14 protein-coding genes and 1 tRNA gene are annotated in these 15,446 nt (G+C 64.8%); 10 read left to right on the top strand and 5 right to left on the bottom strand.

The genetic code is table 11. From position 1 onward, the window contains the following. Nucleotides 1-385: GAF domain-containing protein (locus AC1P6P_RS20465; protein ID WP_481404298.1), on the bottom strand; the 385-nt coding region annotated here is incomplete at its 3' end. 279 nt (nucleotides 386-664) lie between these two features. On the opposite strand from AC1P6P_RS20465, the gene AC1P6P_RS20460 reads away from it, so the two are divergent. The 3 genes from AC1P6P_RS20460 to hydG all read left to right on the top strand — a co-directional run bounded on the left by AC1P6P_RS20460 (nucleotide 665) and on the right by hydG (nucleotide 4,655). Then, on the top strand, nucleotides 665-2,164 hold the full coding sequence (locus tag AC1P6P_RS20460; RefSeq protein WP_481404297.1) for a S53 family peptidase: 1,500 nt from the start codon (nucleotides 665-667) through the stop codon (nucleotides 2,162-2,164). Between the two features lie 177 nt (nucleotides 2,165-2,341). Next, a complete protein-coding gene (locus tag AC1P6P_RS20455) occupies nucleotides 2,342-3,097 on the top strand; it encodes an SDR family oxidoreductase (RefSeq protein ID WP_481404296.1) in 756 nt (251 codons plus the stop codon). Nucleotides 3,098-3,251: 154 nt separating this feature from the next. Further along, nucleotides 3,252-4,655: a [FeFe] hydrogenase H-cluster radical SAM maturase HydG gene (hydG, locus tag AC1P6P_RS20450; RefSeq protein WP_481404295.1), complete on the top strand. Its 1,404-nt coding sequence runs from the start codon at nucleotides 3,252-3,254 to the stop codon at nucleotides 4,653-4,655. Here the strand turns inward: hydG and AC1P6P_RS20445 are convergent. From AC1P6P_RS20445 to AC1P6P_RS20435, 3 genes are read right to left on the bottom strand one after another with little or no spacing between them, the layout of a single operon-like run. Continuing rightward, nucleotides 4,649-5,938, bottom strand: a complete 1,290-nt coding sequence (locus AC1P6P_RS20445; RefSeq protein WP_481404294.1) for an MFS transporter — start codon at nucleotides 5,936-5,938, stop codon at nucleotides 4,649-4,651. The two genes, hydG and AC1P6P_RS20445, sit on opposite strands and share 7 nt — an antisense overlap. Nucleotides 5,939-5,950: 12 nt before the next feature. Beyond that, a complete protein-coding gene (locus AC1P6P_RS20440; protein ID WP_481404293.1) occupies nucleotides 5,951-8,056 on the bottom strand; it encodes a beta-galactosidase trimerization domain-containing protein in 2,106 nt (701 codons plus the stop codon). A 33-nt stretch (nucleotides 8,057-8,089) separates the two neighbouring features. After that, nucleotides 8,090-10,330 carry a beta-glucosidase gene (locus AC1P6P_RS20435; RefSeq protein ID WP_481404292.1) on the bottom strand — a complete coding sequence of 747 codons (2,241 nt, stop codon included), beginning with the start codon at nucleotides 10,328-10,330 and terminating at the stop codon, nucleotides 8,090-8,092. Between the two features lie 194 nt (nucleotides 10,331-10,524). Between AC1P6P_RS20435 and AC1P6P_RS20430 the strand changes: the two genes are divergently transcribed. From AC1P6P_RS20430 to uppS, 4 genes are all read left to right on the top strand, one after another. Beyond that, nucleotides 10,525-11,232, top strand: a complete 708-nt coding sequence (locus AC1P6P_RS20430) for a hypothetical protein (protein WP_481404291.1) — start codon at nucleotides 10,525-10,527, stop codon at nucleotides 11,230-11,232. Between the two features lie 71 nt (nucleotides 11,233-11,303). Beyond that, nucleotides 11,304-11,915 carry a hypothetical protein gene (locus tag AC1P6P_RS20425; protein ID WP_481404290.1) on the top strand — a complete coding sequence of 204 codons (612 nt, stop codon included), beginning with the start codon at nucleotides 11,304-11,306 and terminating at the stop codon, nucleotides 11,913-11,915. Then, nucleotides 11,902-12,270 (top strand): transcriptional regulator, encoded by a 369-nt coding sequence (locus tag AC1P6P_RS20420; RefSeq protein ID WP_481404289.1) that lies wholly within the window; start codon nucleotides 11,902-11,904, stop codon nucleotides 12,268-12,270. The genes AC1P6P_RS20425 and AC1P6P_RS20420 overlap by 14 nt, the downstream gene beginning before the upstream one ends. A gap of 28 nt (nucleotides 12,271-12,298) precedes the next feature. Continuing rightward, nucleotides 12,299-12,958 (top strand): polyprenyl diphosphate synthase, encoded by a 660-nt coding sequence (gene uppS, locus AC1P6P_RS20415; RefSeq protein ID WP_481404288.1) that lies wholly within the window; start codon nucleotides 12,299-12,301, stop codon nucleotides 12,956-12,958. A gap of 3 nt (nucleotides 12,959-12,961) precedes the next feature. Here uppS and AC1P6P_RS20410 read toward each other — a convergent pair whose 3' ends face one another. Continuing rightward, a complete protein-coding gene (locus tag AC1P6P_RS20410) occupies nucleotides 12,962-13,786 on the bottom strand; it encodes a hypothetical protein (protein ID WP_481404287.1) in 825 nt (274 codons plus the stop codon). Nucleotides 13,787-14,110: 324 nt separating this feature from the next. On the opposite strand from AC1P6P_RS20410, the gene AC1P6P_RS20405 reads away from it, so the two are divergent. The 3 genes from AC1P6P_RS20405 to AC1P6P_RS20395 form a co-directional block, all read left to right on the top strand. Further along, on the top strand, nucleotides 14,111-14,749 hold the full coding sequence (locus AC1P6P_RS20405; protein ID WP_481404286.1) for a class I SAM-dependent methyltransferase: 639 nt from the start codon (nucleotides 14,111-14,113) through the stop codon (nucleotides 14,747-14,749). 78 nt (nucleotides 14,750-14,827) lie between these two features. Beyond that, nucleotides 14,828-14,917: transfer RNA gene (locus tag AC1P6P_RS20400), tRNA-Asp, on the top strand. 236 nt (nucleotides 14,918-15,153) lie between these two features. Beyond that, a partial coding sequence (locus tag AC1P6P_RS20395; RefSeq protein WP_481404285.1) for an amino acid permease occupies nucleotides 15,154-15,446 on the top strand: 293 nt, incomplete at its 3' end.

Below are 15,446 nucleotides of genomic sequence, written 5' to 3'. Positions count from 1 at the left end.
GCTGCGTCTCATCGAGCGTCGAAGGCGCCCGCCCGTAGAGGCACAGCGCGCCCATGCCGGCGCCATCGCGATTGCGCAGCGGAACGCCGACCGCCGACAGGAACCCGCCGGCCTCCGGCAGCAGCGGCGCCTCGTCGAGATCGGGATATTCCACCAGCGTGCCGGCCGCGAGCACGACGTCGGTCAGCGTGCCCTTCAGCGACGCGCGTGAAACGCCGTCATTGCCCGAGCAGATCGTAAGCAGTGCGTCGTTTTCCACGAGGTTGATCGACACCACATCGCCGCCGACGACGTCGCGGACGATGGCGCAAAGATTCTCGATCCCGCTGCGGCGCGTGCCGCGTTCGAGATCGATGATTGTCCTGGTGTGGCCCGGCTCGGTCAAAAACCGCTCCCCTGACGCGGCAAAACCTGCGCGTTGCACCCCTGCGGCGCGCAGGTTGGGGAGCCTAGCGGCGGAGGCTTCAAGGAACCGTTTCTATCGCTCACACGGCGGCGAAAAGCCGGGAAATGCCTAGCAGAGGGTTAGCGCCGCCGCGATTGTTCCATTTTGATACAATTTTCGCCGCTCTGGACCGGCTTCGCGCGGCCCGTCTAGTATCCTGACGGGCTCGGCGGGAATTCAACCCGCGCAATCCGGGATGTTGCGCAACCTGGAGCCCTTATGGCGAATCCGCGTCAGACCATTTCCGGCAGTGACCGCAACCCTCCCTCCGGCAAGGCACTCGGCGCCGCCGATGCCGGCGAGCAGGTCGTCGTCAGCATTTATCTGAAAGACCAGCCGGCCGAAGCGGGCACCAGCCGCAAAGCCTGCCACGACGCGCGCGCCGAACGCCTCAAGCCCGCGATCGACGACGTCGCCGCCTTCGCCAAGGCGCATCACCTCACCGTCAAGGAAGAGGACCCGGCGCGGCGGCTGGTGAAACTTTCGGGCTCGGTCGGCGATCTGCAGGTCGCGTTCGGCACCACGCTCGAGCATTACGAACACCAGGGCCGCTGTTTCCGCGCCCGCATCGGTGCGCTGAGCGTGCCGGCACCGCTCGGCGACAAGATCGATGCCGTGCTTGGCCTCGACAATCGCCCCGCCGCAACGCCGAAGCTGGTGTTTCCGCGCAACGCCGCCGCCGCGGGATTTTTTCCGAATGCGATCGCCCAGCTTTACGGCTTTCCCGCCACGCCCGGTCGCGGCAAGGGCCAGTGCATCGCGCTGATCGAACTCGGCGGCGGCTTCCGCACCGATGATACCGCCACCGCCTTCCATCTGATGAACCTGCCGCTGCCCGATGTGGTGGCGGTCGGCGTTTCGGGCGGCATGAACGATCCCGGCCAGGACAGCGGCGCCGACGGCGAAGTCGCGCTCGACATCCAGGTCGCGGGCGCCGGTGCGCCGGCCGCGAAGATCGCCGTCTATTTCGCACCCAATACCGATCAGGGCTTCGTCGACGCCATTACCAAGGCGGTACACGACAGCACCAACAATCCGTCCGTGATGTCGATCAGTTGGGGTTCGCCGGAAAGCAATTGGACGGCGCAGGCGATCGCCGCGATGAATGCCGCCTTCGCCGATGCGGTCGGGCTCGGGGTCAGCGTCTTCGCCGCCTCGGGCGACCAGCTGGCGGGCGACGGGATCAACGACGGCAAGCCGCATGTCGATTTCCCCGCTTCCAGTCCGAGCGTGGTCGGCTGCGGCGGCACCCGTCTGTCGGCCGGCGCCGGCACCATCGCCGACGAAATGGTGTGGAACAGCGACGGCAACGGCACCGGCGGCGGCATCAGTGCACTGTTTGCGGCACCGGAGTATCAAAGCAAAGTCACACTGCCCTCGCCCGGCCGCGGCGTGCCCGATGTCGCCGCCGAAGCCGATCCCAGCACCGGCTATCGCATCGTGGTCGCCGGCAACGTCGAAACCATCGGCGGCACCAGCGCCGCGGCGCCGTTGTGGGCGGGGCTGTTCGCGCTGCTCAACGCGACCCGCACCAAGCCGATCGGCGCCCCGCATGCGCTGCTCTATGCCAACGCCAGCGCCTGCCGCGACATCACCGAAGGCGACAACATCGAAAACGGCACCGGCTATACCGCCGGCCCGGGCTGGGACGCCTGCACCGGCCTCGGCTCCCCCAACGGCGCCGCCCTGGCGAAAGTGTTTGAGGAGAAAACAAGTTGAGGTGATTCACGCGGAGGCGCGGAGCGAGGGCAACTGGCGCAGTTTCCGTGCCTCCATCAACAGCTCCGAACACGAAATTCTTGCCCGCTCCGCGTCTCCGCGTCTCCGCGTGAATCCTTCGTTTGCACGGCGCTCGCGAGATGACATGCTGGGGTGGGTTCGCATCAGGATTCGGCCATGAAAGTCATCGCCATCACCGGCGGCGCGCAGGGGATCGGGCGCGCCATCGCCTGCCATTTCGCCGAACTCGGCTATGCGGTTTCGATCGCCGACAAGGACGGTGCGGCGGCGCGCGAAGCGCTGCAACTGCTGGCCGCCACGGCTCCGACGGCGGAGGCGATGCGCTGCGATGTCGCCAAGCCCGACGACGTCAAGCGCTGGATGCAGCATACGGTGAAGAACCTCGGCGTGCCCGACGTGCTGGTCAACAACGCCGGATTCATCATCCGCAAGGACGTGTTGAAGCTGAAGCCGGCCGAATTCCAGCGCGTGATCGACACCAATCTCGGCGGCGCCTTCCTCGCCTCGCAGGCAGCCGCGCGCGCGATGGCCAGGCGCGGTGCCGGTGGCGCGATCGTCAACATCGCCTCGACCCGCGCCTTCATGTCGGAGGCGGACACCGAAGGCTATTCGGCCTCGAAAGGCGGCCTCATCGCCCTCACCCACGCGCTGGCGATCAGCCTGGCGCGCTACCGCATCCGCGTGAACGCCATCAGCCCGGGCTGGATCGAAGTCGGCGATTGGAAGAAATCGTCAAAATCCGTGACGCCGCACCATTCCGCCGCCGACCGCGAGCAGCATCCGGTGGGGCGCGTCGGCGTTCCGGCCGATATCGCCAAAGCGGTGCAATTCCTCGCCGAAAATGCCGATTTCATGACCGGCCAGAACATCACCATCGACGGCGGCATGACGAAAAAGATGATCTATGAATAGGCGTACTTTCCGTATGGGAATACGCGGTTTTCCCCATGCGACCATTTTGCGTGCCTGATTTACACTAAACGGGTTACTTCGCGCGGGCGTGGCCGTAATTTTCACCCCGAACGAAGAAGGAATTCGGCCGGACCGTCCGGCCAGGGAGCACGCTGTGGGTTTCGATAAAGCCAGTTTCATCGATGAAGCCGCCATCTATGCCGCGCTGGAAGAAGGCAAGCGCGCGGTCAGCCGCGATGCGGTGGAAGCCATCATCAAGAAGGCCGGCGACGCGCACGGCCTGACGCTGCCGGAAGTGGCGATCCTGCTCAACGTGCACGACCGCGAGCTGGTCGAGGAAATCTACCATTGCGCGCGGGCGATCAAGCGCAAGATCTACGGCCGCCGGCTGGTGCTGTTCGCGCCGCTCTACGTCTCCGATTATTGCATCAACAACTGCGTCTATTGCGGCTACGGCGCCGGCCACAAGTTCGCCCGCCGCCGCCTCACCATGGACGAGATCAAGAACGAGACGCTGGCGCTGCTCAACATGGGCCACAAGCGCCTCGCGATGGAAGCGGGCGAAGATCCCGAGAACTGCCCGATCGATTACGTGCTCGACGCCATCGGCGCGGTCTATTCGGTGGAAACCAAGAACGCCAACATCCGCCGCATCAACATCAACATCGCCGCGACCACGGTCGAGAACTACAGGAAGCTGAAGGCGGCCGAGATCGGCACTTACATCCTGTTCCAGGAAACCTATCACCGCGCCACCTATGCCAAGATGCATCCGCTCGGGCCCAAGCACGATTACGACTGGCACACCACCGCCTTCGACCGCTCCAATGCCGCCGAGATCGACGACAACGGCGCCGGCGTCTTGTTCGGTCTCTATGATCACAAGTTCGAAGTGCTGGCGCTGATGCAGCATGCCGAGCATCTCGAAGCCGAATTCAACTGCGGCCCGCATACCATTTCGGTGCCGCGCATCCGCCCGGCCGGCGGCATCAATCTCGAAAGCTTCCCGCACATCGTCTCCGACGACGAGTTCAAGAAGCTGATCGCCATCATCCGCCTCGCGGTGCCCTACACCGGCATGATCATCTCCACCCGCGAAGACGCCGACCTGCGCAACGAGTGCCTCGAACTCGGCATCTCGCAGCTTTCCGGCGGTTCGTGCACCGGCGTCGGCGGCTATTGCGAGGAAAACGAGAAGGGCGTGAAGCAGCCGCAGCAGTTCCAGGTCTCCGACGAGCGCCCGCTCGATCAGGTGATGTACGATATCGCCGAAGCCGGTCACCTGCCCTCGTTCTGCACCGCCTGCTATCGCAACGGCCGCACCGGCGACCGCTTCATGGAATTCGCCAAGAGCGGCAAGATCCAGGACCTCTGCCAGCCCAATGCGCTGCTGACCCTGAAGGAATATCTCGTCGATTTCGCCTCGCCCGCAACCAAGACCATCGGCGAAAAGGCGATTGCCGAGCACCTGGCGCAAATCCCCAACGACAAGCTGCGCCAGGTCACCGAGGCGCGCCTGAAGGAAATCGAAGACGGCAAGCGCGACCTTTATTACTGAGCCGGTTTCGCCCGGGTCGACAGAGCCAGAAGCGCGCCCAGCACCATGACGCCAGCCAAGGCGTATAGCGCCGGGTTGGTGCTGTGGGTCGCGTCCTTGACCCAGCCGACGAAATACGGGCTGACGAAGCCGGCGATCTGGCCGGTGGAATTGATCAGCGCCAACCCGCCCGCCGCCGCCGCCGCGCTGAGATAGCGCCCCGATAACGGCCACAGCATCGGCAGGCCGGTCAGGGCGCCCATGGTAGCGAGCGTCAGGCCCGCCATCGCCAGCGTCGTGCTGGTCGCGAAGAAGGCCGCCAGCACCAAGCCTCCGGCGCCCATCATCATCGGCACGGCGAGATGCCAGCGCCGCTCGTTGTGGCGGTCGGCCGAGCGCCCCACCAGAACCATGAAGATCACGGCCGCGAGATAGGGCACGGCACTGAGCCAGCCGATCAGCGCGACATCCGAGCCGACGCTCGCCTTGATGATCGACGGCAGCCAGAAATTGATCGCATAGACGCCGCTCTGGACGCAAAAATAGATCACGCCCATCAGCCAGACGAACCGATTGCGCAGCACCGAGGCAAAGCTGTCGGCAGCGGTGGCGGGGGTGTTGCAGCGGTCGCGCGCCAGTTCGTCGTCGAGCAGCCTGCGTTCGCCGTTGCTGAGCCAGCGCGCATCGCTGATGCCGTTGCTGAGGAGCGCCAGGACGCCGAGCCCGAGCACGATGGTCGGCAAGCCTTGCAGCAGGAACAGCCATTGCCAGGCTTCCAGCACCGCACGGTGATGGGAGAAATGCACCAGCATCCAGCCCGACAGCGGCCCGCCGATCACGCCCGACAGCGGAATGGCCGCCATGAATTGCGCCATGATGCGCCCGCGCCGCGCCGAGGGATACCAGCGCGTCAGATAGAGCACGATGCCGGGAAAGAAGCCGGCCTCGGTGGCGCCGGTGAGAAAGCGCACGATGCAGAAGCTTTGCGCATCGCGCACGAACATCAGGCAGGCCGAGCACGCGCCCCACAACACCATCATCAGCGCCAGCCAGCGCCGCGGCCCCACTTTCGCCAGCATCAGATTGCTCGGCACGCCGAACAGGATGTAGCCGATGAAGAACACGCCGGCACCGAAGCCGTAGGCGGATTCGCTCAAGTGCAAATCGTCCAGCATCTGCAGCTTGGCGAAGCTGACGTTGACCCGGTCGAGATAATTGAACAAATAGCAGAGGAAAATGTAGGGGATCAGGTGCCAGAATACCTTGCGGTAAACCGGATCGAGTCCGTCGCTGCGATCGGCCATTACTTCCCCCCGTCAAAAATCGATCGCCACCACTTCATGCAAAGCGACGCGTGGCACACGGACGATCAGCATGTCACCGTCGCGGCGCCAATCGGCCGGCGTGTCCGCTTCGAGCAGCCGCACTGCTTGCGGCGTGACGGTAGACTGCAGCCGCACCTCGAACGGTCCGATCGGAAGGATCTCCCGGAACGGGCCTTTCAGCGCCATCGGATTGGTCAGGTTGACGAGGTGCGCCGCAAGCGAATGCGCCTGCCGCCAATAGGCGACGTCGATCAACCCCGGCCCGGTCACCATCAGCGGCTGCGGCTCGTCGGCAGCCCAGGCGATGGCGTTCGCCAGCAGCGCCAGATGATCGCCGACCAGCAAATCCCAGAACGTCGCGTCGATGTTGGAGGGAAAATAGACCACGCGGCCTTTGCCGAAGCTGCGGCAGAACACGGCTGGAATGTCGGTTGCCGGCGTCAGCGTGTAATCGCGCTCCATCGGCAAATCGGGATAGGACGGCACCAGCGTCAGCGGATTGAGGCCGTTGTCGTGCGGCGTGACGTGAAGGCGCTGCGACGTGCCGATCACCCGCGGCGCATCTTCAAGACCCTTCACCAGTGGATGCGGGCCGCGCGGCGTAAGATAGGAATTCTTCACCGCCGTATCGATGGTTCCCGCAAAATCGCAGCCGAACAGCTCGGCAAGTCCGAAATTGGTCCGCCGCCGTCCGGCTTCATCCGCCAGCGAGGTTGCGCCAGTCGCTACCAGCCGCCCGCCGTTGCGCACAAACGTTTTCAGCGCCGCGCATTGCCCGTCCGACAGCACCGTCGCGTTCGGCAGCACCAGCACGCGATAGCGCGCCGCCTTCTCCAGCAGCCGGTCGTCGAGGAATTCGTACGCAACGCGCGCTTCGGTCAACGCCTGGCACCAGCCGTTCTGCGCCGCGTCGTATTGCGCTTTCGCAGCGGTCTGGCTCGCCAGCGATTGCACGATGGCGACGCGCGCCAGATTCTCCGTATTGCGGAAGTATTTCTCGTTCTTCCAATGCCAGTCGTAGAGTTTTTCGACCGTCGCAATCCAGCGCGGATCGATCACCTTTGCGTTGAACTTGCACAGCCACGGCCGGAAGCCCTGCGCCATGCCGGCGTGCACCCAGGCTGCGATTTCGGCGCTCCCCTGCACCGAATCCTTGAAGCGATAAGCCTCGTCCTCGACACCAATGCTGAACAGGCCCGCGACCGGCGTATCGCCCACCACCGACCGCGCCAGTTTGGCGTTTTTGCCGTTCGACCATAGCGGCGTCAGCCCGGTGCGGCCCTGGCGGTCGATGGTGACCATCGGAATTTCCGCGCGCGGATCATTCATGCCGTAATTGGGCGCGAAAAAGCCGTCCGGCTTCACCTTTTTGATCGCCGCGTTCCACAGCGCGTATTGCGCCCAGCGCCGCTCCTTGTCCCAGTCGGCATAGGCGCGCGTCACCTCCTCGTTTGTTTCATTCGACCGCGGCAGATCGAACCCCGTCGCCGTCTTGAACTGGGCCCGGCACGACGCGCACCAGCACATGCCCGAGCCGTTCCAGCGATTGCCGAAGAAGCCGTCGGGCGCATAGCGCGCGGTGATTTCGGCGAGGATTTGCGGCATCAGTTCGAACATGAAGCCGCCGTTCTGGCAGGTGACAACCATGTCGGCGGCGGCCCAATGGCGGCGCGGCTTGCCGTCTTCGGTGCAGGCGGCCCACTCGGGATGAGCGGCGAACACCTCTTGCGCCATCGCATGCGGATCGACCCGCGCAATGATGCGTAGGCCGAGCGCGCGACAGCCCTTGACCATGTCGCCGAACAGATCGCGGTCGCCGAGGAATTTGGCGCGATGCTGCAGCGCCAGCGCCGAAGGATAAAACGCGATGCTGCCGCCCGCCGACAGGCACACGCCATCGGCATGGCATTCGGCAAACAGCTTCAGCCAGAAACCGATGTCGGCGTTCTGCGGGTTGTCTTCGGTGAAGGCGACCTGCATCCAGCGCATCGCGCTCCGCGTCCACGCCGGGCTTTCGGGCATGGCGATCGCACCCGTCAACGGCGTGGCGGCGAGAAGGGCGGCAAGCTTCAGGGCATCGCGGCGGGTCGGGGTCATCGTTGCGAGTATGGCCCCGCCCGCCGCCGGCCGCTACGGCTTGATGGTTGCCGCCTCCAGATGCAGCGTCGCGGTCGCCGCGCTGTCGGCCGACGAGGCGCCGAGCCGGAAGCTGTAGTCGCCCGCCGCCACACGCCACACCTGCGCCGCGGTGTCGAACGAAGCCAACAGCCGCGGATCGACGGTCGCGGTGACATGGCGGGTTTCACCCGGCTTCAGTTCCACCTTGGCAAACGCCACCAGCCGCGCCACGCCGCCCGGAGGCGCCGCATAGACCTGTCCGGTCGCCTTGCCGAGGCGCTTGCCGGTGTTCTTGACGTCGAACGTGACCGTCAGCCCTTGGACCGCAAGTCCGCTGTACGCGAATGAGGTATAGGAAAGGCCGTAGCCGAACGGGAACAGCGGCTTCAGGTTTTTCACTTGGAACCATTTGTAGCCGACGTTGGCGCCTTCGATCGCATAATCGACATCGAACAGCGTCTCGTTCGGCGTCCAGCGATTGTCGGGCTGACGCAGATCGCGGCCGGGCACCACCGCGCGCGGCACCTGGTCGAGGCTTTGCGGGAAGGTGATCGGCAGCCGCCCCGACGGATTGACCTTGCCGAACAGGATGCGCGCGATGGCGTTGCCGCCGCGATTGCCGGTATACCACGCTTCCATCACCGCGCCGACGCTGTCGAGCCACGGCATCGTCACCGGATTGGCGGTTTCCAGCACCACCACGGTATGCTTGTTGGCCTTCGCCACCGCCGCGATCAACGCGTCCTGATTGCCCGGCAGCGCGATGTCGCCCGCATCGGTGCCTTCGCGCTGCCAGCGCGAGGCGAACACGATCACCACATCGGCGCCGCGCGCCACCGCAGCGGCATGGGCGATATCGGAGCCGTCGTCCCACACGACTTTGCCCTTGGCTTCGGCCTTGATGGCGGTGAGCGGCGCCGGCGGATCGTAGACCATCTTCTCGCTCGGCACCCGCGTCTTGCCCGAGGCGTCCATACCGGCGCCGCCGACCAGGATTTCCTGCGACGGATCATTGCCGACCGGCATCACCTGGGCCGAGCCGCCACCCGACAACACGCCGATATCGGCGCGCCCGCCGATCACGACGATACGCTTGGCGCCGGCCGCGATCGGCAGCAGGGCGCGCTCATTTTTGAGCAGCACGATGCCCTCTTCCGCGGCGCGCTGTGCCACGGCGCCATGGGCCTCCACATCGCTCGGCGTCTTGGCGGCGGGATGATCGAACAGCCCATAGGCGAACATGCTGCGCAGGATGCGATGCACCATGTTGTCGACGCGCGCCTGCAGCTTGGCGCCATCCGGCCCATCGAGCGCGGCGGCGAGTTTCGGTCCGAAATAGTCGTCGCGATCGAATTCGAACGCCGATTCCTGATCGAGCCCGGCCATCGCCGCTTTCTCAGTGGAATGCACCCCGCCCCAGTCGCTCATCACGTAACCGGGATAGGCCCAATCGCCTTTCAGCACCTTGTTGAGGAGGAAATCGTTTTCGCAGGAATAATCGCCGTTGACGCGGTTATAGGCGCACATGATCGAGCCGGGCTGGCCCTTTTCGATGGCGATCTCGAACGCCAAGAGATCGCTTTCGCGCATCGCCTGTTCCGACAGATTGGAACTCAGCCAGTCGCGGCCGATTTCCTGATCGTTGACGGCAAAATGTTTGGCGGTGGAAATGATGCCCCGGCTCTGGGCGCCTTTGATCGCCGCCCCGACAATGAGCCCTGCCAGCAGCGGATCTTCGCCGGCATATTCGAAATTGCGGCCGTTGCGCGGATCGCGCGCCAGATCGACGCCGCCGTTGAGGAGGACGTTGAAGCCCTTGTCGCGGGTTTCCTGGCCGACCACGGCGCCGACGTCGAACGCAAGGTCCGGATTGAAGCTGGACGCCGTCGCCAGCGTCGCCGGCAGCGCCGTGGCGGTATCGCCGGGGCGCGCGTGACGCTGATTGGAAACGCCGAGGCTGGCGTCGGTCTCGATCTGCGCCGGAATTCCGAGCCGCGCAATGCCGGGGATATAGCCCGCAACGCTCGGCAGGGCCTTGCGGATATCGTCGGCCGGCGGCGGATAGGCCGGATTGATGATCACGTCGGTGCCGAAATAGCCGTGCACCAGTGTGAGCTTTTCGGCGCGCGTCATCTGCGCCTGCACGAGATCGGCGCGCTGGTCGGCGGTGAGCGCGGTATTCATCCACGGCTCGGCATTGGCGCTCATCATCACGACGGCAGCACTGCACAGAGAGAGTGTGCGCAACGACATAGTTTCCTCCCCGAAGTTCGTTCTTCGCGATTCTGTTTGAAGCGCCGATCCTATTATGACAGCGCTTTCCATGACAAGCCGGCTCAAGTCGGTGTCGCTTTGTGCACTGTGACGATTCCACCACGACTGGAATCTTGCGATATCTTTGCATCGCAGTATACTTTGCATTGCAAAGAGTGATGTGCGGGGGCTGCATGGACGAGACACCGATTCCGCTCGGGCGGGCGTTGGCGGCGCTGGGCCAGACCATGCCGAATTTGCTGGGCTACGCCGGCATCAGCGCCACCGTATTCATCGGCTGCGCCATCGGCGGCAGCTTCATCCTCCGCGCCGGGCTGGCACCCGATAGCCTCCTGCTCTTCGCCCTCGTCGCGCTGCTGGCGATCCTGCATGCGATCTACATCGTCGCTGCAAGCCGGGTGATTGCACGCCACTGCGATGATGTCGTTGTAGAGAGGCTGTCGCTGTTCGGCTGGATCGGCGCCGTGCTCACCATTCTGGCGTTGATCGCGCTGATCGCGGCGGTGTTGGCCGTGGCGCTGATCCTGCTCACGCCGGAACCGCCCTTGTATGGCGCCGTCGTCGGCACGGTCGCCGCCATAGCCTGGACGCCGTTCCTGCCGCGGCTGGCGGTGGGCGCGCGTAGCCCCTTCTCAGCGATCATGGCGCCGGACCTCGTCCGCTTCGTCTTTTGCAGCGTCCTGACCTCGGTGCCGTTTCTCGCGGGCGTGGGATTTCTGGCCGTGCCGCTATTCGGTTCCCACAGCATCAGCTTCGGCCTGTTCGAGGGCGGCATCATCGCCTTCCCGCTGCTCGGCGGCTGGGTCTTTCTTGCCGTTACGACGATGGCGCTGGTTCCCACCGCGGTTTACGCCGCGCTCGGCCCGGCAAAAGAAGCCTGACGGCTCTTGCATTTGCCTTCGGCCGCCCTATACTTTGCATCACAAAGTGTTCCTCCGGCGGGGAGATGCGGGTGCGCGACATCGACAGGGCCTTGGCCGACATCGGCGAAATCCGCAGCCAGATCGCGTCGCATACGTCGTTCCGCGGCTACGGCCCGGTCGCCATTTCGATCACCGGCCTTCTCGCCCTTGCCACCGCGACGGCGCAGGCGCTGCTGCCGATCGCCGGAACGCCGTTCCTGTACTGCGTCGAATGGATGGCGACGGCGGCGGTGTGCGGCGCCGTCGTCCGCACCGAGATGCAGGGCCGCTCGCAGCGGCTGCATTCGAGCCTTGCCGACGCCATGATCCATCAAGCGATCGAGCAGTTCCTGCCCGCCACCGCCGCCAGCGCATTCATGCCGGTGCTGCTGGTGCAGTTCGCGCCCGAGAACACCTGGATGGTGCCCGGCCTGTGGCAGCTGTTCGTCAGCCTCGGCATCTACGCCTCGCTGCACAATCTGCCGCGCGCCATGTTCTATGCCGGCGCCTTTTATCTCGTGTCCGGTTTCGCCTGCCTGCTCTATGCCAGCCAGACGCACGCGCTGTCGCCGTGGCTGATGGGGGCGCCGTTCCTGGTCGGCCAGGCGCTGATGGCCGCGATCCTCTATTTCGCTGCAGGAGACAACGATGGCGAAGACTGAAGCGCCGTTCGCGTACGAAGGCCTCGACCGCGTCATGCATGAAAAGGCGCGCCTGGGCGTGCTGTCGTCGCTGATCGCCCATCCCAAGGGCCTCGCCTTCGCCGATCTGAAGGCGCTGTGCGGATTGACCGACGGCAATCTTTCGCGCCACCTGCAGACGCTGCAGGAAGCCGGCCTCGTCGAAATCACCAAGAACTTCGAGAACAACCGGCCGCAGACGACGGTCAAGATGACCCGCAGCGGCCGCAAGCGCTTCCTCGAATACCTCGCGCTGCTGGAACAGGTGGTGCGCGATGCCGCCAGGACCGCCGGCGAGGATTTCGGCAATGCGCGGTTGAAGGTCGTCCCCGGCTGAACGCGTTTTTTTGAAAGGATGCTTTGCAATGCCAAGCCCTCTCTTACGCAAAGAAAAGATCCACGTCGCCGCGATCATGGACGGCAACGGGCGCTGGGCCGCCGCGCGCGGGCTTCCCCGGCGTGACGGTCATCGCGCCGGCATCGAGGCACTGCGCGATGTGGTGAAAGCGGCGCCCGATCTCGACATCGCCACCCTGACCGTGCACGCCTTTTCCGCCGACAACTGGAAGCGCCCGCCCGAGGAAGTCGCCGCGCTGCTGGCGCTGTTTCAACACTATCTCGACAGCGAAACCGAGAGCCTCGTCGCCGATGGTGTGCGGCTCACCTTCATCGGCCGGCGGGATCGGCTGCCAGCGCAGCTTATCGCCGAAATGGAACGCGCCGAGGCGGCGACCGAATGGGGCGATGCGCTCAACTTACGCGTCGCGCTCGATTATTCCGCCCGCGAGGCCATTACGGCGGCGTTGAAAGCGGGCACCGGCCTCGGCCCCGACGTCGATCTTCTCATCCGCACCAGCGGCGAGCAGCGGCTGTCGGATTTCCTCTTGTGGGAATGCGCCTATGCCGAGTTCGTGTTCTCGCCCAAGCCGTGGCCCGATTTCGGCGCCGAGGACCTCGCCGAAGCGGTGACGGCCTTCCATGCACGCGAGCGCCGTTTCGGAGCGTTGCCAGCCGCGGCCGAATGAAACCTATTTCGGCGCCTCGTCCAGCTTGGCTTCGACGCTTGCGATCGTCTTCTTGGTGCGCGCGGGCCGTTCGGAGCGGCGCAGGAAGCTGATCACGAACAGGATCAGCGTGAAGCCCAGAATGGTGCGGAAGACGAACACGAAGTGGGTGAACAGCGGAACGTGCGGATTGCCCACGACCGGAGCGAGCTGCACGCCATAGATCGCCGGCGCATTGAGCGCCACCGCAGCGAGCACCTGATCGGCGGTGTATTCGACGATCACCCGGGTGCGCAAATCCTTGTTCTTCACCGCGATGAGGCCGACACCGATCTCGGGCTTGGACTCGACCGCGACGATGCCGGGCTTGGCAAACATCTCGCCGGTCGGCGTGGCGCGGGCAAAGGTGAACACCACCGCGAAAAAGGCGCCAGCGAGGAAGATCGCACCCGCCAGCAAAATCGCGCGCCCGACCAGAAGCTGGACATGGGCGTTGACCGCATCTTCGCGCAAGCCGACGAATATCGCCTCCTTGGCGTCTTCGCCCATGCCGGCGCGATCGACCAGCAGGCGGGTCAGGCGGCGTTCGTTCATCGGGGCGCCATCAATCATCGCCGGCAGCATCACCGCCAGACCGGCAATGAACACCGTCACCGCATCGACCAGCAGCACCAGCGCGAAGAACACCCAATAGCCCGACGAATCCGTACCGGTCTCGAAGCGTCCGGGCAGAATGTGGGCGATCCACGGGTGCGCGCCCGTCATCGAGGTGACCAGCATCAGGAACATCGCCAGATTGATGCCGACAAAAACCAGCAGCAGCCTGATGCCGGTAAAGCGCCTCGCCATGGTATCCCCCAACCCATTCCCCGCACCGAGCTTACACCAAAGCGGGCGCGAGCGTTAACGCTTGCCCTTCCCCTGCCGCCGCTGTGGCGCTAACCATACGGGTATGCGTCAGAGACCACACCAAGCTGACATCCCCGGCCGAAGACCGCGAACGGAAGTGAGCGGAACGAGGGGAAGGGGACCCAGGTGTCGTCCCGTATCCGATGCCTCAGAATGCGCACCGCAGACTTCCGTCGAAACCGTGCCCGTGATGGCACCTGGGCCTCTTCGCTGCGCTGCGCTGGCTCAGCCGGGGCTGACAGGATTTGAAAGCCAGCCAAATCCATGAGCGATCCCCTCGCCTTCGTCCGCGCCAATTCGGTGCTGGAGTCTCCGCCACTGGTCCCCGAAATCCGCCTGCATCTGGCGAGCGAGGTGGTGCCGCTGTGGTACAAGACCGAGACCGAGCTGGGCCGCGAGGGCGTGCCGCCACCCTATTGGGCGTTTGCCTGGGCCGGCGGTCAGGCGCTGGCGCGTTATGTGCTCGATACCGGCGTGGCGGGCGCGGTGCTCGATTTCGGCTCCGGCTCGGGGCTGGTGGCGATTGCCGCCGCCAAGGCGGGCGCCGCATCGGTGCTGGCCGCCGACATCGATCCCTTCTCCGCCGCCGCCATCCGGCAGAATGCGATCGACAATGCGGTCGATGTGGCGGTCACCACCGACGATGTGATCGGCCGCGATACCGCCTGGGATGTCATCCTGATCGGCGACATGTGCTATGAGCGCCCGCTGGCCGAGCGCCTGACCGAGTGGCTGCGCGCGCGCGTCCGCGCCGGCGCGACTGTCCTGATCGGCGATCCCGGCCGCAGCTATTTCCCCACCACCGGCGTCGAAAAGCTGGCGACCTATACCGTCCCGACCAGCCGCGACCTCGAAGACCGCGACGCGCGCGAAACCAGCGTCTACCGGCTGATAGGCGCTTAGCCAACCACAACAGACGGTTGCATGCCCCTTTAATATTTCCAGTGTTCACATTATATTAAGGGAGGACTGGGTGGAATGGGGGGGCTGGCGAAAGCTGGTAGACGCAACGCCCTGTCAAGGCGTGGAGATGAAGGTCTCATGAGGGTTCAAGTCCCTTGCCCCCCACCACTCTGCGCCGTACAGTTTCAAAGCTGGTCTTTCGGGTTCGTTGGATGGTTTGTTGAGACCTTCATCACCTCGCCGCGAATTGACACCACCAGCTAATTTGAAAATTTCAGGCGCGGAAGGCTGAGAGACCCGCGCCACCTCTTCTCGCCCCTCGAAAGCGAACACGCCGCCTGGACCCAGCGGTACGGTATGGTTACGGTGCCGTGTTCTTGTGCGAGCACAATCAGGGGGCAGTCATGGCGGGCGTCAGCGAACATCAAACGGCCGATCTCAAGCCGACACTGGGGCCGATCCATCTGATCGCGCTCGGCATCGGCGGCATTATCGGGGCCGGCATCTTCGTCATTACCGGCCATGCGGCGGCCATTTACGCCGGGCCGGGCGTGGTGATCTCGTTCCTGATCGCCGGCTTCGGCTGCGCCTTTTGTGGCCTGTGCTACGCCGAATTCGCCTCGATGATCCCGGTGGCGGGAAGCGCCTACACCTATACCTACGCCACCATGGGCCGCTTCATGGCCTGGTTCATCGG

Source organism: Rhizomicrobium sp., assembly GCF_056722145.1.
This window is presented reverse-complemented; position numbering and strand designations above follow the sequence as displayed.

Excerpts from the sequence above, each read along its gene's own strand:
- AC1P6P_RS20455 (WP_481404296.1), top strand. The coding sequence starts at position 2,342 with ATGAAAGTCATCGCCATCACCGGCGGCGCGCAGGGGATCGGGCGCGCC.
- AC1P6P_RS20405 (WP_481404286.1), top strand. The coding sequence starts at position 14,111 with ATGAGCGATCCCCTCGCCTTCGTCCGCGCCAATTCGGTGCTGGAGTCT.
- AC1P6P_RS20445 (WP_481404294.1), bottom strand. The coding sequence starts at position 5,938 with ATGGCCGATCGCAGCGACGGACTCGATCCGGTTTACCGCAAGGTATTC.
- AC1P6P_RS20440 (WP_481404293.1), bottom strand. The coding sequence starts at position 8,056 with ATGACCCCGACCCGCCGCGATGCCCTGAAGCTTGCCGCCCTTCTCGCC.
- AC1P6P_RS20420 (WP_481404289.1), top strand. The coding sequence starts at position 11,902 with ATGGCGAAGACTGAAGCGCCGTTCGCGTACGAAGGCCTCGACCGCGTC.
- AC1P6P_RS20430 (WP_481404291.1), top strand. The coding sequence starts at position 10,525 with ATGGACGAGACACCGATTCCGCTCGGGCGGGCGTTGGCGGCGCTGGGC.
- AC1P6P_RS20460 (WP_481404297.1), top strand. The coding sequence starts at position 665 with ATGGCGAATCCGCGTCAGACCATTTCCGGCAGTGACCGCAACCCTCCC.
- AC1P6P_RS20410 (WP_481404287.1), bottom strand. The coding sequence starts at position 13,786 with ATGGCGAGGCGCTTTACCGGCATCAGGCTGCTGCTGGTTTTTGTCGGC.
- AC1P6P_RS20435 (WP_481404292.1), bottom strand. The coding sequence starts at position 10,330 with ATGTCGTTGCGCACACTCTCTCTGTGCAGTGCTGCCGTCGTGATGATG.
- uppS (WP_481404288.1), top strand. The coding sequence starts at position 12,299 with ATGCCAAGCCCTCTCTTACGCAAAGAAAAGATCCACGTCGCCGCGATC.